Origin of the sequence: Albidovulum marisflavi (assembly GCF_025751435.1) — a bacterium.
Taxonomy (GTDB): Bacteria; Pseudomonadota; Alphaproteobacteria; order Rhodobacterales; family Rhodobacteraceae; genus Albidovulum; species Albidovulum marisflavi.
The window spans coordinates 288,673-307,748 of sequence record NZ_JAOWKY010000004.1 but is presented as its reverse complement, the minus strand read 5'-3'; the positions used below and the strand labels follow the sequence as shown (position 1 = coordinate 307,748).

The following is a 19,076-nucleotide window of genomic DNA, read 5'->3' as shown; positions in this document are numbered from 1 at the left end:
CCGCGCTTTCGTCGATGATCTGCGACCGATCAGGCCAGATCGAAGCGGTCGAGGTTCATCACCTTGGTCCAGGCCGCAACAAAGTCCGTCACGAAGGTCGTGTCGTCCGAGGCGTAGACCTCGGCAAGCGCCCGAAGCTGCGAATTGGAACCGAAGACCAGATCAGCCCGCGTCGCAGTCCACTTCGGCTCGCCGCTTTTGCGGTCCTTGCCCTCATAGCTGCCGTCCGCCGCCGGTGACCACTTCGTCCCCATATCCAGAAGATTGAGGAAGAAGTCATTCGTGAGCGTTCCGGGTGCCTTGGTGAACACTCCGTGCTTCGAATTGCCCGCGTTGGCGCCAAGAACCCGCAGGCCGCCGACAAGCACCGTCATTTCCGGAGCGGAGAGGGTCAGCAACTGGGCGCGGTCAAGCAGAAGCTCTTCCGCGGGAACCGTGAAGCGCGCCTTTTCGTAATTCCGGAAACCGTCCGCGACAGGTTCCAGAACGTCAAAGGATTCAACGTCCGTCTGATCCTCGGAAGCGTCGGTCCGACCGGGCGTGAAGGGAACCGCGACGCTGGTGCCAGCCTTGCGCGCCGCTTCCTCGACACCCGCGCAACCGGCAAGCACGATCAGGTCCGCAAGGGACACCTTTTTGCCGTCGCTCTGGGCCGCGTTGAACTCGGCCTGGATCGCTTCAAGCTTCGTCAGCACCTTCGAAAGCTGTTCGGGTTCGTTCACCGACCAGTCTTTCTGGGGCGCAAGGCGGATGCGCGCGCCGTTTGCACCGCCGCGCTTGTCAGACCCGCGGAAGGTCGAGGCCGAGGCCCATGCGGTCGACACCAGTTCCGGCACGGTCAGGCCGGATGCCAGGATCTTGTCCTTCAGCTCCTTGGCGTCGCTCGCATCGATCAGCGGATGATCCACGGCGGGAACCGGATCCTGCCAGATAAGGTCCTCGGCCGGAACTTCGGCGCCCAGGTAGCGCGACTTCGGCCCCATGTCGCGGTGGGTCAGCTTGAACCACGCGCGCGCGAAGGCGTCGGCGAACTCTTCCGGGTTAGCCTGGAACCGGCGGGAGATCGGTTCGTAGATCGGGTCAAAGCGGAGCGAAAGGTCCGCCGTTGTCATCATCGGGCGGTGCTTCTTCGACGGATCATGGGCATCGACGACCATGTCTTCGTTGTCCACGTCCTTGGCCAGCCAGATGTGCGCGCCTGCGGGGCTTTTGGTCAGTTCCCATTCGTATTTGAACAGAACCTTGAAGTATCCCATGTCCCAGGTCGTCGGGTTTGGTTTCCAGGCGCCCTCGATGCCGCTGGTGATGGTGTCGTAGCCGTTTCCGGCGCCGTGGGCGGACAGCCAGCCAAAGCCCATCGCCTCCATCGGGGCCGCTTCGGGTTCCGGACCCACTGCGGTCGCGGGGCCATTGCCGTGCGCCTTGCCGAAGGTGTGGCCGCCGGCGACCAGCGCAACGGTTTCCTCGTCGTTCATCGCCATGCGGCCGAAGGTTTCGCGCACGTCGCGGCCAGAGGCAACCGGGTCAGGGTTCCCGTCCGGGCCTTCCGGGTTCACGTAGATCAGGCCCATCTGAACGGCAGCCAGCGGGTTTTCCAGATCGCGTTCACCCGAGTAGCGGCTGTTGGGCTTGTCGCTGGTGGCAAGCCATTCGGTTTCGGCGCCCCAGTAGATGTCCTCTTCCGGAGCCCAGACGTCGGCGCGGCCCCCGCCGAATCCAAAGGTCTTGAAGCCCATCGATTCAAGCGCGCAGTTGCCCGCCAGGATCATCAGGTCGGCCCAGGAAAGCGCCTTGCCGTACTTCTTCTTGATCGGCCAAAGCAGGCGGCGGGCCTTGTCGAGGTTTCCGTTGTCGGGCCAGCTGTTCAGCGGTGCGAAGCGCTGCGTGCCGTTGCCCGCGCCGCCGCGACCGTCCGCCGTGCGGTAGGTCCCGGCACTGTGCCAGGCCATGCGGATGAATAGCGGACCGTAGTGCCCGTAGTCGGCCGGCCACCAATCCTGACTGTCGGTCATAAGGGCGTAGAGGTCATCCTTGACGGCCTTGAGGTCCAGCTTCTTGAATTCCTCGGCATAGTCGAACCCGGCGCCCATCGGGTCTTGGGCAGGGTGGTTCTGGTGCAGAACACGCAGGTTCAGCTGGTTGGGCCACCAGTCCTGGTTGGTTACCTTCTTGTTACCCGAGAACGGGCATTTGATGTCGCCATCCATGTCTTTCCTCCGATCTTGTCGTCGTCTTCGTATGTACGCCGCGCGGCGAGCCTTGCAACGGGTCCTTGGGGGATTCTGCTTCGACGCCTGGCGGACGGTTCAAGCCCCGCCTCCTGCCTCAGGACTGGATCCGAACCGCACCCGTACCCATTTCTGGATGACACTTATAATGATTCTAAAAACAGATGCGAGTGCTTCGTGGCGTCCTGCGGCGCTTTTGCACGGCGGACCTGGCGGTGCTGCGGCAATGGTCTTGGACAACGCAACGTCATGCCCTATGAAGGCTTAGGCGAAAAGGAGCCGGGTTTCATGCGCGATTTGAAGATTCCCCAGGAACGGCACCCGGAAAAGGCCCACCGGCCTGATCAGGCGCAGCCGCAGAAGCCGTCGTGGATTCGCGTCAAGGCGCCGACCTCGGCCGGGTACAAGCAGACGCGCGAAATCCTCAAGACGAACAAGCTGGTCACGGTCTGCGAAGAGGCTGGTTGCCCCAACGTCGGCGAATGCTGGAGCCATGGACACGCCACCATGATGATCATGGGCGACATCTGCACGCGCGGCTGTTCCTTCTGCAACATCGCCACCGGTCGCCCTGACGTCCTCGACACGTTCGAGCCGGGCAGGGTTGCGCATGCCGTCCAGACGCTGGGCCTGAAGCACGTGGTGATCACCAGCGTCGACCGCGACGATCTGGATGACGGCGGCGCGGAACACTTTGCCCAGACGATTCGCGCGATTCGTCACCGCTCGCCCGACACGACGATCGAGATCCTGACGCCCGACTTTCTGAAATGCGGTCCGGCGGCGCTGGAAGCCGTGGTTGCGGCGCGGCCCGACGTCTTCAACCACAACCTTGAGACGGTGCCGGGGCTTTATCCCAGCGTGCGCCCCGGCGCGCGCTATTTCCATTCGCTTCGGCTACTGCAACGGGTCAAGGAACTTGACCCCACGATGTTCACCAAGTCGGGGATCATGGTCGGCCTCGGTGAAGACCGGCAGGGGGTTCTTCAGGTGATGGACGACATGCGGGCGGCGGACGTCGATTTCCTGACCATCGGCCAGTACTTGCAGCCGACGCCCAAGCACCATCGTGTCGACCGCTTCGTCACGCCGGAGGAATTCGCAGGCTATGAAAAGTCAGCGTTCGGCAAGGGCTTCCTGATGGTATCCGCGACACCGCTGACGCGGTCGTCCTACCACGCGGGCGAAGACTTCGCGCGCCTGCGGGCCGCGCGTCTGGCCAAGCTGGGGCGGGGCTGATCACCCCGCCCGAAAGGTCTTAGAACCTCAGGCCGATCGAAGCGTCCCAGATGGCGTCGCCGTCGGTGGAATCCGCCACACCAAGCTGCACGCGCGAATAGTTGAGGAAGCGCCATTCGCCGCTGAGGCCATAGATCGTGGTCCCGTCAACATCCATTAGCGAAACGGTCAGATCGGTATTGGGAAGCGCGCTGTAGCTTGCCCAGGCCATCGTCGCATCGGGCAGAACATCGTCAGACGTGGTGAAGCCGATCCCTGCCGAGTAGTAGTCGGCCTGCGCGCCGGCTTCCACATGGAAGATGTTGGCGTCGCTGCCGGAGCCGTTCAGGAACTCGACACCGCCGGTGACGAAATAGATGCCGGACTCGTAGCTGGCCGCGATATCGGTGGCAGAGGCGTCAAAGTCGTCAAAGTCGTGATAGGACACCGCGACCTTCAGATTGCCGTAATCACCGTCGTAGCGCGCGCCAAGCTGGTCTGCGTCGCCAAACAGAATGACGTCTTCGACAAGGCCATTCGTGAACGGGGCGGTTGCAAGACTCAGATACTTGACCCCACCGATATCCGGCATCCGGGTGAAATCGCGAAGCGCATTGCGCGGCATGCCGACGCTGAACTTGCCATGCTGAGTTCCGTAGGTCAGCGCCGCGAAGATCGCGCTTTCGCTGTCACTGCCGTCACTGACGCCCAGAAAACCAAGGTCGAACCCAAGCCCGCTGGCACCAAGATCGAACGAAGCATCCAGATCGCCGTAATAAAGCGTTTCCTTATCCCCGCTCGAGGACAGGCCCTCGATCTCGACCTCACCTGACAGATTGATGCCATCCGGCAGAGACTGCGCCTGCGCCGCAACCGGCGAGAAAGCAGCGATGGAAAGAAGCATGCCTGTAAGCGAAAACGCGCGCATATCAATCGTCCTTGTCGTAGCAGTTGGCCCACCTCATGACCGCCTGCATGTCCGGGGGCAAGCAGGTGATGGACGGGCCTTGCATTCATCGTAGGGTTGTTGCGCCAATCGCACAACGTTCATTCGATCGGCGGCACGCGTTTTAGGTAGGCTGCGATTGCCATGCGATCCTCGGCCGGCAGTCGGGCGGTATTTTCGACCACGAGCGCCATGTGGCCGCCGGCGCTGTCGTACTCCGGTGTGAAGCCGGAGTTCAGATACTCTGCCACATCCGCCTCGGACCAATCGAGCTTGCCGGGGGTGATGTTCGGGAAGTTTCCCTTGCCGTCGGGCGTGGGACCGCCGGCAAGCCATCGGTTGCGCCGCAAGCCGCCAAAGGCATCGCGCGGAGTGTGGCATTCGCCGCAATGGGCTAGGGCTTCGACCAGATAGCGGCCCCGCGACTCTTCCGGCGTCAGGTTTCCCGTCAGGACCCAATCGCTGTCCAGGTAAAGCATTTTCCAAAGACCCAGTCCCAGACGAATGTTGAATGGAAAACCCACTTCGTGTGGCGCGCTTGGCTTTGAGTCGGCTGGCACGGTCGCAAGGAAGGCGCGTAGATCCACGATGTCCTGAAGCGTGGACCGGGCATAGCTGCCAAAGGGAAAGACAGGATAGTAGTGCGCGCCCTCCGGCGACACGCCACGCGTCATCGCGTTGGCAAGGTCCATCGCGCTCCAACGACCGATGCCGGCGTCAGGATCGTTCGAAATGTTCGGCGCGACGAATGTGCCGAAGGGCGAGGGGAACCTTTGCCCGCCACCCAGCACCAACTTCTGCTCGCCCGTCGCGTCCGCTGCGGCGTGGCAGGCGGCGCAACCACCGGCCCAGAACACGACCTCACCCCGCGCGGCGTCCGCCACAAGCCCGTCAAGCGCGTCATCGGGCAGGCCCTGGGGCCGCGTGACGTACAGAATGATCGCGGCGCCTATGGCGCCGGCAAGCATCAGGGAAAGGGCTATACGCTTCAGCACGGACACGCACATGGCCGCCGAACAGGGTCCTCCTGTTCAAGCGGCCCCTGTATTGTCATCCATCAGACTTGCGATAGGCCTTGTGGCAGCTGCCGCAGGCCGCACCGACCGGCCCGAATGCCGCCTTTAGCGCATCAATCCCACCACCGGCAGCACCCTGAAGCGCCGTCGCGGCCTCGACCAGAGCCATGGCCTTGCTCCCGACGTCCGACCCATCGGCCCAGATCGCGGGAAGCGCGGCGGATTCCATCACCGCGTCGCTGTCCGAACCCGCGGGCCAGAGCATCGACATGTCAAGCGCGGCAGCGGCAAGCAGCGCGTCCGCGGCCTTCTGCGCGGCCTCCGCGTTGTATTCAGCCTCGCCCTTGACCATGGCGCCCATCACGCCCATCTGAAGCGCGCGGTAATCCATGATGCCTTGGCGGGCGTCGATTTGCATTGCAAACGGTTCATCGGCCTGTGCGGCACCAGCGCTCATCGCTGCAGCGGTCAAAACGGCTAACAATACCTTGTTCATTCGTTGACTCCCTGTGCAAAATCTCTGTCAGGTTAGCCGCGGACCTGCACAATTCCACTTGAAAAAAAATGCAGCGAACATGTGAGGAGACGCACAACCAGCAGGTTATGCCGCCTAAGCCCTTGGCCTTTCAAAAGATTGCGCGGGTGTCCCGCATCCCGTGGATATCAATAACAATTTTGTGATTGGCGCGCCGCTGTCCACACCTCAGTTCAGCGGCGTGATCTTCGGTGGGGCAACCTTGTTCGGGGTGGTCATGAAATCCGGAAGCCAACCCTTCAGTTCCGCCCCCGCCAGCATCAGCCCCGTGGCAACGATGCCCGCGACTATCGCGACCTGGCGCGCCGAAGGTGGCCTGCGCGCCCATCGGGCCATCCGTAGCAGATGCCGAGGATCAAGCATCAGGCGTCATCCGTGAAGCGGACCTTGCCGATGAAGGGCAGGTTTCGGTTTCTCTGTCCGAAGTCGATCCCATAGCCCACGACGAATTCATCCGGGATATCGAATCCCGTCCAGGTGGCCTTGATCGGGACCTCGCGTCGCGCGGGCTTGTCCAGCAGCGCGCAGACCTCAAGCCGCTTGGGCTCCCGGCTTCTCAGCAGGTTCACGACGTGATGCAGCGTGAACCCGGTGTCGACGATATCTTCGACCACCAGAACATCGCGCCCCGCGATTTCGCCGCGCAGGTCCTTGAGGATTCGGACCTCGCGGCTGGATTCCATGGCGTCGCCGTAGGAGGACGCCTCAAGGAAGTCGACCTCGACCGGAAGGTCGATTTCCCGGACAAGGTCCGCGATGAAGACGAAAGAGCCGCGCAGCAGCCCGACGACCACAAGCTTTTCGGTTCCCTCGAACGCGCGGGTGATCTCTTTCGCCAACGCCTCGATCCGCGCCGCGATGGCCTTGGCCGAGATCATTTCGTCGATGACATATGGGCGATGCGCCATGGTTCCCCCTTGATTTCATGCCTCCTTTACCCGAAACCGGCGCCGACTGTCATCAAGGGAACAAGCGATGCCCTCGCATGCCGAGACGCGGACGATGCCTTACACGGCGCGCCAGATGTACGATCTGGTGGCGGATGTCGCGCGCTATCCCGAATTCCTGCCCTGGACGTCCGCCGCGCGCATCCGCACGCGGACCAAGCGGCCCGACGGGGCCGAGGTGATGGAGGCGGATCTTGTCATATCCTTCAAGGTGTTCCGCGAACGCTTCGGCAGCCGCGTTACGCTTTGGCCGGAACAGGGAAGGATCGACACCGAATATCTGGACGGCCCGTTCAGGTTCCTGAAATCCGGCTGGACGTTCCGTGATCTTCCCGAGGGCGGAGCGGAGGTCGACTTCCATGTCGACTTCGAGTTCAAGAACGCGATCCTTCAGAAGGTCATCGGGGTCGTCTTCGACGAAGCCATGCGCCGGGTCGTGCGCGCGTTCGAAGCCCGCGCGCAAGATCTTTACGGGTAACGGCAGGCGCCATGCGAAGCGCCTGCCGGCAACGTCGTACTCAGGAGTTCATATCGTAGGCGCGCTCGCCGTGGGTCGAGATGTCGAGGCCGTTGAACTCCGTCTCGGCGTCCACGCGCAGCGGCGTGACCAGCGCGCAAAGCTGGATCAGAACCCAGCTTCCTGCAAGCGTGTACGCACCAACGATTGCCAACGCCCCAAGCTGCGCTGCCCATGATCCCGCGCCCAAAGCAGCGATCATGAGGGTGCCGAAGATCCCGCCAACGCCGTGGACGGCGAAAACATCAAGCGTGTCGTCCAGCTTCGTCTTGTTGCGGATCAAGGCAACCGCTTCCTGGCACAGGATCCCGGCGACCGCCCCGATCAGCAGCGCGGCCGCGGGTCCTACGTAGCCCGAGGCGGGGGTGATCGACGCGAGGCCCGCGATCGTGCCCGTCACAAGACCGACCAGCGAGGCCCGACCGAACTTGATCCGTTCCCACAGCACCCAAGTGAGAGAAGCCGCAGCGGCAGAGATATGCGTGACGGTCAGCGCCATCGCCGCTGCTCCGTCCGCCGCCAGGGCGGAGCCTCCGTTGAAGCCGAACCAGCCAACCCACAGAAGCCCGGCACCTATCGCCACCATGCCCGGATTATGCGGGGGCGTGGTGCTGTTCTTTCGCGGGCCGACCGCGGCCGCCAGCAGCAGCGCGGCAAGCCCGGCGGTTTCGTGTACCACGATCCCGCCCGCGAAATCCCTGGTTCCGACCGCGCCGAAGATGCCGCCATCGGACAGGAACCCGCCGCCCCAGATCCAATGCGCGACGGGGGCGTAGATCAGGACCATCCAGAGCGCGGAAAACAGAAGCACGAAGGCAAAGTTGACGCGTTCGGCGAAGGCGCCGAGGAAAAGGGCAGGGGTGATGATCGCAAAGGTCATCTGAAAGGCGAAGAACAGGATCTCGGGCAGGTTGCCGCGCAGGGTGGTCGCATCCACGCCGACAAGGAAGGCGCGCCCAAGCCCGCCCCAGAAGGTTCCTTCACCGCCGAAGGCGACCGAATAGCCGACGACCAGCCAGAGAATGCTCATAAGGCAGGCGATCGCGAAGCATTGCATGAAGATGCTCAGGACGTTCCGAGCCCGAACCAAACCGCCGTAGAAAAGGGCCAGCCCTGGCAGGGTCATCATCAAGACAAAAGCCGTCGCCACGATGATCCAGGCCGTATCCGCACCGTTCATTTCCGTCCTCCCAAGAAGTCCGCGCCGGGTAAGCGTGGTTCGCGGCAAAAGAAAACGGCAAATGCGACTGAAGCTGCCCGAAACGGCAGCAGTTATCGAACTGCCGCATAATTGGGCGGCAGCGACCTCGCGTTGCTTTGATAACTGGCGGTTTGGAAACTAATCGGACAGGGACCGGATCAGGAGGTCCAGCGCGTGATCGACGCTTGCGCCGCGCACCGCGCCTCGGCCGAGCGCGCCGAATTCCACGGTTTCGACGGTGGTCGGGCGGCCCCGGACCGCCAGGCCGAAGCAGACGCGGCCCTCGGGCTTGAACTCCGATCCTCCCGGCCCCGCGATGCCGGTGACGGAAACGGCAAGGGCCGCGCGCGACCGTTCAAGCGCCCCGTCAGCCATTTCGCGCGCAACCGGTTCACTGACCGCGCCATGCGCCTCAAGCGTCCGATCCGAAACCCCCAGCATCGACACCTTCGCGGCGTTCGAATAGGTGACGAACCCACAATCGAAAATGTCCGAGGATCCGGCGACGTCCGTCAGTGCCGCGGCGACCATGCCCCCGGTGCAGCTTTCGGCGGTGGCGATCATCACACCCTTCCGCCGCGCCAGCGACAGGATAGACTCGGCCCGGGTCACATCAGTACCCCATGCGCCACGACGGCCAGTACGGTCACGCCGATGGCTGCGAAGACACCGGCCCACACGTCGTCCAGCATGACCCCCAAGGCATCGCCCCGCCGGTCCGCCCGGCCGACAAGCCAGGGCTTCCAGATGTCGAACAGGCGGAACAGCAAAAAGGCCGCTATCCATCCGGGCCAAAGGTCAAGCAGGCCCGCCCCGGTATGCGCAACCCCGAGGGCGACGGGGAACAACGCGATCCACTGACCGACGACTTCGTCGATCACGATCTCGGAGGGATCGTGGTCGTCCTGCCCCCGGGTTTCCACGACCGTGGCCCACCAGCCGGCGACAAAGACGAAAGCCGCCGCCGGGATCAGCCAGAGCGGCCCCAGCAGCGTCATCAGCGCCCAGGCGACGGGCAGCGCTGCAAGCGATCCCCAGGTGCCGGGCGCGGGCCGCATCAGCCCGGTGCCCAGGAAAGTGGCGATGACCGACGCCCCCTTCATGCCTTCACCAGCGTCGCGGTGGCAAGCGCCGCGATCCCTTCCTTGCGCCCGGTGAATCCCAGCCTTTCCGAGGTCGTGGCCTTGACCGAGATCCTTTCGGCCTCGATGCCGATGATGCGCGCCAATTCGGCCTGCATCTTTGCGGAATGCGGTCCGATCTTGGGCGTTTCACAGATCAGGGTCACATCGGCATTTGATATGGCAAAGCCACGGGACCGCGCACGGTCCGCTGCGTGCTTCAGGAATATCTCGCTTGCCGCGCCCTTCCACTGCGGGTCCGAGGGCGGGAAGTGCCGCCCGATGTCTCCGTCCGCCAGAGCGCCGTAGATGGCATCGGTCAGCGCATGCATTCCCACGTCAGCGTCGGAATGGCCCAGAAGGCCGTTTTCGTGCGGCACATGCACACCGCATAGCGTGACGTGATCGCCCTCGCAGAAGGCATGAACGTCGAAACCGTTGCCTAGTCGAACATCCATGCGGCCCCCCAGGAAGCGTTCGGCGCGGGCGAAATCCTCCGGCCAGGTGATCTTCATATTCTCTTCAGCGCCCGGGACGATGGCAACATCCATACCGGCCGCGCGCGCGACCTCGACATCATCCGCTGCGCCGCCGGGGTGCGCACGATGCGCCGCAAGAATTTCGGCGAGCGTAAAACCCTGTGGCGTCTGTGCCCGATAAAGGCCGTCACGCGAAACGGCGCCGGAAACCGCGCCCTGCTCGCCCCGCCATAGCGCGTCGGTCACGGGCAGGGCAGGCGCCGCGGCCTTGCCCAAGGCGCCGAGAACCCGGTCGATCAGCGACCGCGGCACGACGGGCCGCGCGCCGTCGTGGATCAGCACATGGTCCACGCCCGATTCGTCCAGAACCTCAAGCGCGTTGCGCACACTTTCCGACCGGGTCGCGCCACCGGCGACCAGGGTCACGCGTCCCCCAAGAAGCGCAACTCCGGTTGTCATGTCATCGGGATGAATCACGACGACAACACGGGCGAAGTCCGCAAAGGCTGCAACAGCGTGAAGAACAACGGGCGTTCCGGCCAGCGCCTGCCACTGCTTGGGCTGCTCGCCGCCCGCGCGCAGGCCGCGCCCCGCGGCCACGATCACGGCTGCTGTCCTGTCCCTTGTGGCCGGCATCCGGTCCTCCTTTTCTGGTGGTCTAGTGCGGAGCGTGGGTGCTTACAATGCCGGTAATGTCGCAATTCGCCCTTCCATGTTGATTAAAAATTGTGCAAGTGGGAAACGCTGCCCAAATCGTAATCATGGTCCATTGCGGCCGCGCCCCCGCGACGGTAGCCAGACACCGAAGCTGAAAGGAAAGATCGTGGCGATCGCCGTTGGCACCGTGACACTTGACCCGCCCGTGTTCCTGGCTCCGCTTGCCGGGATCACGGACCTTCCGTTTCGCAGACTGGTCGCGTCTTTCGGGGCCGGGTTGGTCGTGTCCGAGATGGTCGCCTCGGGTGAGATGCTGACCGCGAAACCATCGGTCCGTGCCAAGGCGCGTACCGACCTGGGTCTGGGTGACGCCAAAGTTACGACCTCGGTGCAGCTGGCCGGGCGCGAAGCGCGCGCGATGGGTGAAGCGGCGCGCCTTGTGGCGGATATGGGCGCCTCTGTGATCGACATCAACATGGGTTGCCCTGCCAAGAAGGTAACCGGCGGCATGTCGGGGTCGGCGCTTATGCGCGATCTTGACCACGCGCTCACCTTGATCGAGTCCGTGGTCGAGGCCGTAGACCTGCCCGTCACGCTGAAGTGCAGGCTTGGGTGGGACGCGGATTGTCTGAACGCGCCTGAACTGGCACGCCGGGCCGAAGGTGCGGGCGTGCGCATGATCACGGTGCACGGGCGGACGCGGCAGCAATTCTACAAGGGACAGGCGGACTGGGGCGCCATTGGGGCCGTCAAGTCGGCGGTTTCGATCCCGGTCATCGCCAACGGAGACATCTGTTCCGCCAAGGACGCTGCCCTGGCATTGGCCCATTCGGGGGCCGATGGCGTGATGGTCGGGCGGGGCGCCCAAGGCGCGCCATGGCGCCTTGCCGAGATCGCGGCGGCGCTGTTCGGTCGACCGACCCCGGCCATCCCCGAAGCCGCCGCGCGCGCCGAGATGATCCTTGGCCATTACGACGACATGCTGGATTTCTATGGGCCCGAGCTGGGGCTCCGGATCGCGCGCAAGCACCTGGGCTGGTACGCGGACGAAGCCCGAGCGCGACCCGATCTTCGCGCCCGGATGATGGTCGCGTCGCAGCCGGAGGAAGTGCGCGACCTGATCCGCGCCACCTTTGCCGATCTTCCCGCGCAGAGGGCCGCATGAACGCCTCGGCCTCTGTCTGGGCGTCGCTGCCCATACCCGCGATCCTCATTGGCGCCGAAGGCCGCACGGTCGATGTGAACGCACCCGCAGAGTTGTTCCTGAACCTCTCCGCCCGCAGCCTGAAGGGCCAGAACTTCTTCGAGCGCGTTGCCATCGACGCCCCGCTGGAAGAGGCGTTCGCGCGCATACGCGTGAACCGGTCGCCTGTCTTCATCAATGACGTAGCCGTGGGCACCGGCGAACGGGCGCCGGTTCTGTGCAACCTTCAGGCTGCATCGCTGACCGACGACCCCGACACCATTCTGCTTCTTATCGCGCCGCGCGAGTTCGCGGACAGGCTTGGCCGCGGCGGGGCGATCAAGTCATCGGCAAAATCCGCCATCGGCATGGCCGAGATGCTGGCGCATGAGATCAAGAACCCGTTGGCGGGCATCACTGGGGCCGCGCAGTTGTTGTCCATGTCGCTTTCGCCCGAGGATCAGGAGCTTACGGACCTTATCGTCGCGGAAAGCCGCCGCATCGTGAAGCTTCTGGAACAGGTGGAGCAGTTCGGAAACCTCAGGCCGCCGGAACGCCGCCCCGTAAACATCCATGACGTCCTGGATCGCGCAAGGCGCTCTGCGCTTCTGGGGTTTGCCGCGCACATGACCATCGTCGAGGATTACGATCCCTCGCTTCCCTCGACGGCAGGCGACACGGACCAGTTGGTGCAGGTTTTCCTGAACCTACTGAAGAATGCGGCCGAAGCCTCGCCCAACGGAGGGACGATCCGGATTCATACGTTCTACGATCTGTCTCTGCGGCTCAGGCTTCAGGATGGCTCGGGCGTCGCTCTCCCGCTTCAGATCGAGATCATCGACGACGGCCCCGGCATACCCGCAGAGATCGCCTCGGAAATCTTCGATCCGTTCGTTTCAGGGCGGGAAAACGGCACGGGGCTGGGGCTTGCGCTGGTGTCCAAGATCGTTGGCGACCATGGCGGCTGGATAGGGGTCGACTCGGTGCCGGGGCGCACCATCTTCCGGGTCTCGCTGCCCGTCGCCCCCAAGTCTGATGTCGAAAGGAGTGAGTGATGGACGGGACCGTTCTTGTCGCAGACGACGATCGCACGATTCGCACGGTGCTGACGCAGGCACTGACCCGTGCGGGCTGCAAGGTTCACGCGACATCATCGCTTGTCACGCTCTTGCGTTGGGTCGAGGAGGGCAAGGGTGACCTGGTGATATCCGATGTCATCATGCCGGACGGAAACGGCTTGGAAGCCCTGCCCAAGATCGCCGCCGCGCGCCCGGGTATGCCCGTCATCGTCATTTCCGCGCAAAACACGATCATGACCGCGATCCAGGCGGCCGAGGCGGAGGCGTTCGACTATCTACCCAAGCCGTTTGACCTTCCCGACCTGATGAAGCGTGCCGCGCGCGCGCTGGAACAGAAGCGCCGCCGCACACCCGCCCAGGAATCGGCAGCGCCGCGAACGCCCGGCGACGACCTGCCGCTGGTCGGGCGCACGCCCGCGATGCAGACGCTCTACCGGCTGGTCGCGCGGGTAATGAACGCCGACCTGCCCGTGCTGATCACGGGCGAGAGCGGCACGGGAAAGTCGTTGATCGCGCGGGCCATCCACGATTTTTCGGACCGCCGCACGCTGCCCTTCGTCACGGCGCAGGCAAGCGACCTTCAGGGCATGGACGGGCCGTCCGCCTTGCTGGCCCGCGCCCGCGGCGGCACGCTGGTATTCGACGAGGTGGGCGACTTCGATGACGAGATACAGGGCCGCATCGTCCGCATGATGGACGCGCTGCCTTCGAACGCTCCGCGCATCATCGCGACTTCGCAAGAGGATCTGGCGAAGAAGACCGAGGCCGGCCAGTTCCGCAAGGACCTGTTCTATCGGCTGTCCGGCGTGACTCTCGCGGTGCCGGCCCTGCGTGAGCGGGTCGAGGATATTCCGCTGCTTGCCAACCACTTTCTGGCGCGCGACGCACGCGACGGGCTGGGGCAGAAGACGCTGCGCCCGGACGCGATCGAACTGATCCGCGCCTATCCATGGCCCGGCAATGTCCGCCAGCTGGAAAACACGCTCCGCCGCTTCGCCGTCACCGCGCCCGAACCCGAAATCAGCCGGGCCGAGATCGAGTCGGCGCTTGGAACCCAGCCCGTCGCACGCCCACAGATGGGGGCCGGATCCGATGAGCGGCTTTCCGCTTCGATCGGGCGCCACCTTCGCCGGTACTTCGACCTGCATGGCGGCACCCTGCCTCCGCCCGGACTATATGACCGTATTCTAAAGGAAATGGAGTTGCCGCTGATCGAGATCGCGCTGGACGCGACCGCCGGCAATCAGGCGAAATGCGCCGATCTTCTGGGCATAAACCGGAACACATTGCGCAAGAAGATTACCGATCTCGATATTCGCGTGACTCGGCGCCGAAAGTTGATGTAAAATCGCAACACAAAGCGTGGCAAATCGGTCGCAACCGAAACTAGACCACGACATGTTGGCGGTATCCGCGACACGCGGCACGAAATCAGGGGCGGCCTCTTGCAGGGCTTCATGCGCATTTCTCCATGGGAGCGGATCAGCCGCCTTCGCCGTCAGAGGCGTGCGCAGAACGTCGCGACCCTTGGATTGGTCGTGCTGGGACCGCTTTTGGCCTTCGCGACCTTCGTTGCACTTGGCCCGATGGGGCAGGGCGCGAACTCCACCGCCCTTCGCCTGATCCTGCTTGCGGACTTCGTCTATTTCCTGCTGCTGGCAACGCTGATCCTGTCACGGCTCGCGCAGATGATCGCCGCGCGGCGCGCCCAGTCGGCGGGGTCGCGGCTTCACCTGCGGCTGACGGGCGTGTTTGCCGGGATTGCGCTTGTTCCCACGATCATCGTGGCCATCTTCGCGGGCCTGACCGTCAACATCGGGCTTGAGGGTTGGTTTTCTGATCGGGTGCGCAGCGTGGTGGGAACCTCTCTGTCGGCCGCCGAAGCCTACCAGGAGGAACATCGCCGCGATCTGGTGACAGACGCGAACGCCTTGGCGCGATTCCTGGAGGCCGCCCGCCAGAACTCCTTCCTGCTATCTGACGCGGAACTTCGCCAGGCGCTGACGCAGGCGCAGGGGCAGATCCAGCGCGGGCTGAAGGAAGCTTACGTGATCGATGGCGGAGGCGAAATCAGGGCGCGCGGCGAACGGTCCTACCTGTTCGATTACGAGGAGCCCGCCGCTGATGACTTCGATCGCGCCGTGGAAGGCGAAGCGGCCCTTATCGAGGACTGGAAGAACAACGAATTCCGGGCGCTTGTCAGGCTAGACGGGTTCGCCGACCGCTTTCTTTATGTCTCGCGCGCGGTCGACGGCCAGCTTCTGAGCCTCCTGGATGACACGCGTGAAACTGTGGGTCTTTATCAGCAGCTTGAATCCACGCGGGGGCGCGTTCTGTTCGAGTTCGGCCTGGTCTATCTTGGCTTTGCGCTGATCCTCGTGCTGGCGGCGATCCTGACCGGCCTTTGGTTCGCCGAGCGCCTGTCGCGCCCCGTGGGACGTCTGGCGGGGGCCGCACAGCGTGTCGGCGCAGGTGATCTGGACGTGCAGGTGCACGAAGAATCGGGCGACGACGAAATCGCGATGCTTGGGCGCGTCTTTAACCAGATGACCCGGCAGTTGAAGGGCCAGCGCGAGGCCCTTATGGACAGCCACCGCCAGACAGAGCGGCGAAGACGCCTGTTCGACTCGGTCCTGTCGTCGGTGACGTCCGGGGTCGTGGGGCTGGATGCCGACGGGCGGGTGGACTTCCTGAACCGCGCCGCCGTGCGCCTGCTGGAAATGGACGAGGACCGCGACCACGACCGCGCGCTTTCGGATGCCGTGCCAGAATTTTCCGCGCTTCTAAGCCGTCTGCGCGAAGGGCTGGGAGAGGCCGCGCAAGAGGAAATCAAGGTGTCACGCTCTGGCAGACTGGAAAGTCTTCTGGTGCGAATGGCGACTCGGCGCAACGCCGAGGGTCGGCTTGAGGGATATGTGGTCGCCTTCGACGACGTGACCGACCTGGTCAGCGCGCAGCGCATGGCGGCCTGGGGCGACGTGGCGCGACGCATCGCACACGAGATCAAGAACCCCCTGACCCCGATCCAACTTTCCGCCGAACGCATCCGCCGCAAGTTTTCGCGGCTGGTCGAAGGTGAGGACGCCGAAGCGCTGATGCAGATGACGGATGTCATCATCCGCCAGACCGGCGACCTGCGGCGGATCGTGGATGAGTTTTCCAAGTTCGCGCGCATGCCAGAACCCGACCGGCGTGACCACGACCTGGCCAAGCTGATGCGCGACGCGGTGACCCTTCAGGAAGGCGCGCTGCATGGTGCGCGCCTTTCGTCGGATCTGCCCAAGGATCCCGTAATCGTCGAGCTTGACGCGACCATGATCTCTCAGGCGATTACCAACCTGATCAAGAATGGTGGCGAGGCCGTGGAATCCCTTGTGGAGAAGGGCGCCCCTGCAGGCTATGCGCCAGAGGTGCGCGTGGCTATGGCGGTCACGCCCGAGGTCGTCACGATCCGCATCGAGGACAACGGGATCGGCTTGCCCGAGGATCGCGCGCGACTGTTCGAGCCCTATGTGACGACGCGCGAAAAGGGGACGGGGCTGGGTTTGCCCATCGTCAAGAAGATCATCGAGGAACACGGCGGGACGCTGACATTGACTGATGCGCCCGTCTTCGACGGCAACCACCATCGCGGTGCGCTTGCCGAAATTCGCCTGCCGCGCGCCCGCGCGGGTGGGCGTGGCGCCAAGGAGAGGGCCGCCGAAGCGGCGGAGAACGAGCAATGAACGATATTCTCATCGTCGACGACGAACGCGATATTCGCGAACTGATTTCGGATATTCTCAAGGACGAAGGCTTTACCACCCGGCTCGCCGGAAACTCGGACGACTGCATGGCTGAAATCAACGCGGCGCCGCCTGCGTTGATGATCCTGGACATCTGGCTGAAGGACAGCCGGATGGACGGGATAGACATCCTGAAGACCGTGAAACGTGATAACCCGGACATTCCGATCATCATCATTTCGGGCCACGGCAACATCGAGATCGCGGTCGCCGCGATCAAGCAGGGTGCCTACGACTTCATCGAAAAGCCGTTCAACATCGACCAGCTGACCGTGGTCATCAGCCGCGCCATGGAAACCTCGCGGCTGAGGCGTGAAAACGCGACCTTGCGGCGGCGCGACACCAATGCGGCCGACATGATCGGGAATTCCCCCGCTTTCCGCACGCTGAAGTCCAATCTCGAAAAGGTCACGAAGTCGAACGGGAGGGTGATGCTGACCGGTCAGCCCGGTTCGGGCAAGGAGGTCGCGGCCCGCTACATCCACCAGCATTCCAACCGCGCGGGCGGCCCATTCATATCTGTCGCGTCCGCCGCGATAGAGCCCGAACGCATGGAAGAGGTGCTTTTCGGTCGCGAAACGACGGAGCGCGGGGTCGAAAAGGGCCTTCTGGAACAAGCGCATGGCGGAATCGTCTATTTTGATGAAGTCGCCGACATGCCGACGGGCACGCAGTCCAAGATCCTGCGCGTTCTGACCGAACAGCAGTTCACCCGCGTGGGCGGTTCGGACAAAGTGCGCGTCGACCTGCGGGTGATTTCCTCGACCACACGGAACCTGGCGTCCGAGATCGCCGCCGGCAGGTTCCGCCAGGAGCTTTACGACAGGCTGAACGTGGTGCCGATCGGCGTGCCTTCGCTTGACGAACGGCGCGAGGATATTCCCGAGCTCGCCCGGCACTTCATCGAGCATTTCAACAAGACGCAGGGCTTGCCGCTGCGCGAGCTGAGCGAAGAGGCCGAAGCGCTCATGCAGACGATGCCGTGGCCCGGCAACATCCGCCAGCTTCGCAACGTCATCGAACGGATGCTGATCCTTGGCGAAGGCTCGGGCGCGATCGATGCGCGCGAGCTGCCCGGCAAGAGCGAAGATTCGCCCGAAGAGGGCAGGGTGATCCTGGGCGGTGCCTTGGCGACTCTTCCGCTTCGCGAGGCGCGCGAGCTGTTCGAACGGGAATACCTGCTGACCCAGATCAACCGTTTCGGCGGGAACATCAGCCGCACCGCGAACTTCGTGGGAATGGAAAGGTCGGCGCTGCATCGGAAACTCAAGTCATTGGGGGTGGTCACGACCTCGAAGTCAGGGGCACGGTTCGCCCATCTCGAGGAGGAGGACATGGAGGAAGAGGCCTGAGCGCCGGACCCTTCCGGCAGCGCCGTCCAATCAGTTCTCGCCATCTTCCCGTGCCGGCTTTCCTGCCCTCAGGAGGATGATGCATGGAGCCTTCCAAGACGCCGACCCTGGTCCGGGGACAAGCCCTTTGGGCCGGTTTGCTCTATCTGGTGATCATCTTCGCGGGCGTTTGGAGCGAGGCGTTCGTGCGCATGGCCCTGGTCGTGCCCGAAGATGCGGCGGAGACGGCGGCAAACATCCTTGCAAACGAAGGGCTATTTCGTCTGGGCCTGGCGGCCGACACGATCATGGCTGTTTGCGATGTCGGGCTGGCCGTCCTGCTTTACCTTCTGCTTCGCCCCGTCGGCGCCACGATCGCACTTCTGGCCTTGGTCTTCCGACTGGTTCAGACGGCGATCCTTGGTGGTAACCTTATCAATCAGGTTGCGGCACTACAGGTGCTGACCGACACGTCGCCCGTCCTTGAGCCGGCGGCGCAGGCACTTCATAGCCTTCAACTCCACGCGGCGGGCTACGATCTGGCGCTTGTCTTCTTCGGCATGTCCTGCGTGATGCTGGGAATCTTGCTTTACCGGGCAGATTGGGCGCCGAAGGTCATCGGTTGGCTCATCTTCGCTTCGGGCATCGTCTACCTGACAGGCAGCTTTCTGCGCCTGCTGGCACCATCGCTTGCGGAAAGCTTTGCCTACGCCTATGCGCTGCCGCTTCTGGCCGAAAGTGCCCTTGCCCTTCTGCTTGTTGCGAAAGGGTTGCGTCGGCCGTCGTCACCGCCCACGGTGGCGCATTGACCCCGCCCGCCTCGTGCGCCTATC

General features: G+C 63.7%; 18 protein-coding genes. 8 read left to right on the top strand and 10 right to left on the bottom strand.

Annotated elements, in window-relative coordinates; genetic code table 11:
- Window positions 1-29: 29 nt before the first annotated feature.
- Window positions 30-2,207 (bottom strand): catalase/peroxidase HPI, encoded by a 2,178-nt coding sequence (katG, locus tag OEW28_RS15435; RefSeq protein WP_263735690.1) that lies wholly within the window; start codon window positions 2,205-2,207, stop codon window positions 30-32.
- A 309-nt stretch (window positions 2,208-2,516) separates the two neighbouring features.
- Here katG and lipA point away from each other — a divergent pair, with 309 nt between their 5' ends.
- Window positions 2,517-3,467 (top strand): lipoyl synthase, encoded by a 951-nt coding sequence (gene lipA / locus OEW28_RS15430; protein WP_263735689.1) that lies wholly within the window; start codon window positions 2,517-2,519, stop codon window positions 3,465-3,467.
- 19 nt (window positions 3,468-3,486) lie between these two features.
- Here the strand turns inward: lipA and OEW28_RS15425 are convergent, their stop codons facing one another.
- The 5 genes from OEW28_RS15425 to hpt form a co-directional block, all read right to left on the bottom strand.
- Window positions 3,487-4,350: a hypothetical protein gene (locus OEW28_RS15425; RefSeq protein ID WP_263735688.1), complete on the bottom strand. Its 864-nt coding sequence runs from the start codon at window positions 4,348-4,350 to the stop codon at window positions 3,487-3,489.
- A 143-nt stretch (window positions 4,351-4,493) separates the two neighbouring features.
- Entirely contained in the window at window positions 4,494-5,360 is an 867-nt protein-coding gene (locus OEW28_RS15420; protein ID WP_412174810.1) for a c-type cytochrome, read from the bottom strand.
- Window positions 5,361-5,442: 82 nt separating this feature from the next.
- Complete coding sequence (locus tag OEW28_RS15415; protein ID WP_263735686.1) at window positions 5,443-5,904, bottom strand: c-type cytochrome; 462 nt, start codon at window positions 5,902-5,904, stop codon at window positions 5,443-5,445.
- A gap of 207 nt (window positions 5,905-6,111) precedes the next feature.
- Window positions 6,112-6,306, bottom strand: coding sequence for a hypothetical protein (locus tag OEW28_RS15410; RefSeq protein ID WP_263735685.1), 195 nt, complete (start codon window positions 6,304-6,306; stop codon window positions 6,112-6,114).
- Window positions 6,306-6,851: a hypoxanthine phosphoribosyltransferase gene (gene hpt, locus OEW28_RS15405; RefSeq protein WP_263735684.1), complete on the bottom strand. Its 546-nt coding sequence runs from the start codon at window positions 6,849-6,851 to the stop codon at window positions 6,306-6,308. The genes OEW28_RS15410 and hpt overlap by 1 nt, the downstream gene beginning before the upstream one ends.
- Window positions 6,852-6,918: 67 nt before the next feature.
- Between hpt and OEW28_RS15400 the strand changes: the two genes are divergently transcribed.
- Window positions 6,919-7,368, top strand: coding sequence for a type II toxin-antitoxin system RatA family toxin (locus OEW28_RS15400; protein WP_263735683.1), 450 nt, complete (start codon window positions 6,919-6,921; stop codon window positions 7,366-7,368).
- A 40-nt stretch (window positions 7,369-7,408) separates the two neighbouring features.
- Here the strand turns inward: OEW28_RS15400 and OEW28_RS15395 are convergent, their stop codons facing one another.
- From OEW28_RS15395 to OEW28_RS15380, 4 genes are all read right to left on the bottom strand, one after another.
- Window positions 7,409-8,587 (bottom strand): ammonium transporter, encoded by a 1,179-nt coding sequence (locus OEW28_RS15395; RefSeq protein ID WP_263735682.1) that lies wholly within the window; start codon window positions 8,585-8,587, stop codon window positions 7,409-7,411.
- Window positions 8,588-8,746: 159 nt separating this feature from the next.
- Window positions 8,747-9,220, bottom strand: a complete 474-nt coding sequence (locus OEW28_RS15390; RefSeq protein WP_263735681.1) for a CinA family protein — start codon at window positions 9,218-9,220, stop codon at window positions 8,747-8,749.
- Window positions 9,217-9,711, bottom strand: a complete 495-nt coding sequence (locus tag OEW28_RS15385) for a phosphatidylglycerophosphatase A family protein (RefSeq protein WP_263735680.1) — start codon at window positions 9,709-9,711, stop codon at window positions 9,217-9,219. The genes OEW28_RS15390 and OEW28_RS15385 overlap by 4 nt, the downstream gene beginning before the upstream one ends.
- Window positions 9,708-10,844: a bifunctional 2-C-methyl-D-erythritol 4-phosphate cytidylyltransferase/2-C-methyl-D-erythritol 2,4-cyclodiphosphate synthase gene (locus OEW28_RS15380; protein WP_263735679.1), complete on the bottom strand. Its 1,137-nt coding sequence runs from the start codon at window positions 10,842-10,844 to the stop codon at window positions 9,708-9,710. Before OEW28_RS15380 ends, OEW28_RS15385 begins: the two co-directional genes overlap by 4 nt.
- Window positions 10,845-11,031: 187 nt before the next feature.
- Between OEW28_RS15380 and dusB the strand changes: the two genes are divergently transcribed.
- The 6 genes from dusB to OEW28_RS15350 all read left to right on the top strand — a co-directional run bounded on the left by dusB (window position 11,032) and on the right by OEW28_RS15350 (window position 19,052).
- A complete protein-coding gene (gene dusB, locus OEW28_RS15375) occupies window positions 11,032-12,030 on the top strand; it encodes a tRNA dihydrouridine synthase DusB (RefSeq protein ID WP_263735678.1) in 999 nt (332 codons plus the stop codon).
- Window positions 12,027-13,103: a two-component system sensor histidine kinase NtrB gene (locus tag OEW28_RS15370; protein WP_263735677.1), complete on the top strand. Its 1,077-nt coding sequence runs from the start codon at window positions 12,027-12,029 to the stop codon at window positions 13,101-13,103. Before dusB ends, OEW28_RS15370 begins: the two co-directional genes overlap by 4 nt.
- Complete coding sequence (locus OEW28_RS15365) at window positions 13,103-14,473, top strand: response regulator (RefSeq protein WP_263735676.1); 1,371 nt, start codon at window positions 13,103-13,105, stop codon at window positions 14,471-14,473. The genes OEW28_RS15370 and OEW28_RS15365 overlap by 1 nt, the downstream gene beginning before the upstream one ends.
- A 111-nt stretch (window positions 14,474-14,584) precedes the next feature.
- The gene (locus tag OEW28_RS15360; RefSeq protein WP_263735675.1) at window positions 14,585-16,852 is read left to right on the top strand and encodes a sensor histidine kinase NtrY-like; all 2,268 of its coding nucleotides are present in this window, start codon (window positions 14,585-14,587) and stop codon (window positions 16,850-16,852) included.
- Window positions 16,849-18,264 (top strand): nitrogen assimilation response regulator NtrX, encoded by a 1,416-nt coding sequence (gene ntrX / locus OEW28_RS15355; RefSeq protein WP_263735674.1) that lies wholly within the window; start codon window positions 16,849-16,851, stop codon window positions 18,262-18,264. Before OEW28_RS15360 ends, ntrX begins: the two co-directional genes overlap by 4 nt.
- Before the next feature lie 83 nt (window positions 18,265-18,347).
- Window positions 18,348-19,052 (top strand): DUF4386 domain-containing protein, encoded by a 705-nt coding sequence (locus OEW28_RS15350; protein ID WP_263735673.1) that lies wholly within the window; start codon window positions 18,348-18,350, stop codon window positions 19,050-19,052.
- Window positions 19,053-19,076: the final 24 nt, after the last annotated feature.

What these genes read in the sequence shown, in the direction of transcription:
- katG (WP_263735690.1), bottom strand. Translation starts at nt 2,207, where the DNA reads ATGGATGGCGACATCAAATGCCCGTTCTCGGGTAACAAGAAGGTAACC.
- lipA (WP_263735689.1), top strand. Translation starts at nt 2,517, where the DNA reads ATGCGCGATTTGAAGATTCCCCAGGAACGGCACCCGGAAAAGGCCCAC.
- OEW28_RS15425 (WP_263735688.1), bottom strand. Translation starts at nt 4,350, where the DNA reads ATGCTTCTTTCCATCGCTGCTTTCTCGCCGGTTGCGGCGCAGGCGCAG.
- OEW28_RS15420 (WP_412174810.1), bottom strand. Translation starts at nt 5,360, where the DNA reads ATGCTTGCCGGCGCCATAGGCGCCGCGATCATTCTGTACGTCACGCGG.
- OEW28_RS15415 (WP_263735686.1), bottom strand. Translation starts at nt 5,904, where the DNA reads ATGAACAAGGTATTGTTAGCCGTTTTGACCGCTGCAGCGATGAGCGCT.
- OEW28_RS15410 (WP_263735685.1), bottom strand. Translation starts at nt 6,306, where the DNA reads ATGCTTGATCCTCGGCATCTGCTACGGATGGCCCGATGGGCGCGCAGG.
- hpt (WP_263735684.1), bottom strand. Translation starts at nt 6,851, where the DNA reads ATGGCGCATCGCCCATATGTCATCGACGAAATGATCTCGGCCAAGGCC.
- OEW28_RS15400 (WP_263735683.1), top strand. Translation starts at nt 6,919, where the DNA reads ATGCCCTCGCATGCCGAGACGCGGACGATGCCTTACACGGCGCGCCAG.
- OEW28_RS15395 (WP_263735682.1), bottom strand. Translation starts at nt 8,587, where the DNA reads ATGAACGGTGCGGATACGGCCTGGATCATCGTGGCGACGGCTTTTGTC.
- OEW28_RS15385 (WP_263735680.1), bottom strand. Translation starts at nt 9,711, where the DNA reads ATGAAGGGGGCGTCGGTCATCGCCACTTTCCTGGGCACCGGGCTGATG.
- OEW28_RS15380 (WP_263735679.1), bottom strand. Translation starts at nt 10,844, where the DNA reads ATGCCGGCCACAAGGGACAGGACAGCAGCCGTGATCGTGGCCGCGGGG.
- OEW28_RS15370 (WP_263735677.1), top strand. Translation starts at nt 12,027, where the DNA reads ATGAACGCCTCGGCCTCTGTCTGGGCGTCGCTGCCCATACCCGCGATC.
- OEW28_RS15365 (WP_263735676.1), top strand. Translation starts at nt 13,103, where the DNA reads ATGGACGGGACCGTTCTTGTCGCAGACGACGATCGCACGATTCGCACG.
- OEW28_RS15360 (WP_263735675.1), top strand. Translation starts at nt 14,585, where the DNA reads ATGCGCATTTCTCCATGGGAGCGGATCAGCCGCCTTCGCCGTCAGAGG.
- ntrX (WP_263735674.1), top strand. Translation starts at nt 16,849, where the DNA reads ATGAACGATATTCTCATCGTCGACGACGAACGCGATATTCGCGAACTG.
- OEW28_RS15350 (WP_263735673.1), top strand. Translation starts at nt 18,348, where the DNA reads ATGGAGCCTTCCAAGACGCCGACCCTGGTCCGGGGACAAGCCCTTTGG.